The organism is Aquimarina agarivorans (assembly GCF_000218485.1).
Classification (GTDB): Bacteria; Bacteroidota; Bacteroidia; order Flavobacteriales; family Flavobacteriaceae; genus Aquimarina; species Aquimarina agarivorans.
Genome location: NZ_AFPB01000101.1, coordinates 1 through 855, shown reverse-complemented (window position 1 = coordinate 855; position 855 = coordinate 1). Strand labels below are relative to the sequence as shown.

2 protein-coding genes are annotated in these 855 nt (G+C 54.3%); one reads left to right on the top strand and one right to left on the bottom strand.

All coding sequences use genetic code 11. The features are described 5' to 3' along the window. Nucleotides 1–70: 70 nt before the first annotated feature. Nucleotides 71–268 carry a hypothetical protein gene (locus GMC_RS23425; protein ID WP_238527933.1) on the bottom strand — a complete coding sequence of 66 codons (198 nt, stop codon included), beginning with the start codon at nucleotides 266–268 and terminating at the stop codon, nucleotides 71–73. On the opposite strand from GMC_RS23425, the gene GMC_RS23420 reads away from it, so the two are divergent. Beyond that, nucleotides 217–504: a hypothetical protein gene (locus GMC_RS23420; protein ID WP_498365819.1), complete on the top strand. Its 288-nt coding sequence runs from the start codon at nucleotides 217–219 to the stop codon at nucleotides 502–504. The genes GMC_RS23425 and GMC_RS23420 overlap by 52 nt on opposite strands. Nucleotides 505–855: the final 351 nt, after the last annotated feature.

Here is an 855-nt window from a genome sequence, read left to right as displayed (position 1 = left end):
CCACAGCAACCGTGACACCGACCAGTCCAGCACCGGAGGACCGCCCCCACCGCCTCCACCAGAGAACCCGTCACTCGCTCAGATTCTTGCTAGCCAGCCCAAATGCTCGCTTGGATGATGCAGCAGATGCAACAACAGCAACAACAACACCAGCAAGTGCTACAGCAGCTCTTAAACCAGAACCAGAACAACCAACAACAGCATGGACCACCCCCAGTGCAGTCCAAGTTGCCAGACTTTCTCCGTGTTCGTCCCCCGACCGTCTCAAGCACTACCAACCCCACGGAGGCAAGTGATGGGCTCCATGCCATCGAAAAGAAGCTCAACTTACTGCAGTGCACCGACCAAGAGAAAGTCTCCTTCGCCGCACATCAACTGATGGGTCCCGCCTCTGCTTGGTGGGATAATTTCCTGGTTACCCGCACCACTACCACAGAAGTGACTTGGGCAGAGTTTTGTCTTAACTTCCGCAAGGCCCACATCCCTGATGGGATAGTCACCTAGAAGAAGCGTGAGTTCCGCGCTTTGTAGCAAGGTACCAAGACGGTGACAGAGTACCTTCATGAGTTCAATCGCCTAGCTCGATATGCCCCCGAGGATGTTCGCACTGACGCCGAAAGACAAGAAAAATTCCTCGGAGGTTTGGATGATGAGTTGAAGAAGCAGTTGCTTTCGGGCGACTATGCTGATTTCGAGAGACTGGTGGACAAGGCCATCCGTCAAAGGACCAGCACCTTCAGATGGATAAGAAGAGGAAGGCCTCACAGTTTAGGTCCAACCAGCCGCCTCCTCAGAAGCCCCGGTTCCACACCGGCCCCCATCGTCAGAATCAATAGCACGGGCAATCGACTTTTA